This is a genomic window from Chondromyces apiculatus DSM 436 (assembly GCF_000601485.1).
GTDB classification, from domain to species: Bacteria; Myxococcota_A; Polyangia; order Polyangiales; family Polyangiaceae; genus Chondromyces; species Chondromyces apiculatus.
This window is the reverse complement of the sequence record NZ_ASRX01000180.1, coordinates 1-590: the sequence shown is the minus strand read 5'-3', so window position 1 is coordinate 590 and position 590 is coordinate 1. Positions and strand designations below refer to the sequence as shown.

At 69.8% G+C, this 590-nt stretch carries 1 protein-coding gene; it reads left to right on the top strand.

Translation table 11 applies throughout. From position 1 onward, the window contains the following. Positions 1 to 161 precede the first annotated feature (161 nt). A partial coding sequence (locus CAP_RS46925; RefSeq protein ID WP_275936566.1) for an FIST N-terminal domain-containing protein occupies positions 162 to 590 on the top strand: 429 nt, incomplete at its 3' end.

Here is a 590-nt window from a genome sequence, read left to right as displayed (position 1 = left end):
ACAACCAGACCATGACCCTCACCGTCTTCTCCGAATCCGCGACGCCCCTCTTGAGGCGCGCTGGAGGAGGGGGCGAGCGAGGGACGCCCGCGAGCCGGCCGGAGAGCGCTGCGATCACGGCGTCGCCAGCCTCACCGTCTCCGACTTCCCCCCTGCCCGGCGTGAAGGGGCACGCTGACGGCATGGGGGAAATCGAGGAGATCGAGTTCAATTCCGACACCAACCTGCGCTCCGCGGCGGTGATGGCAGGGATGCGGGTGCGCCGGTTCTCGTACGACCTCGAGCAGAAGCGGTGGTCCGAGCCGCTCGACCACACGCTGGACGCAGAGCGGACGCTGGTGCTCGTGTTCGGGGCGCCGGAGCTGATCGACGACCCCTCCCCGCTCGGCGAGCTGCGCCGCATCTATCCAAAGGCACACCTCATCGGCTGCTCGAGCGCGGGTGAGATCGCAGGGCCCGCCGTCCGTGATCACAGCCTCTCGGTGTCGGTGACCCGCTTCGAGAAGACCACCCTGGCGACGGCCGTGGTGGAGGTCTCCAGCATGGCGGGGTCGCACGCCGCCGGGCAGCAGCTCGCGCGCAAGCTGGCG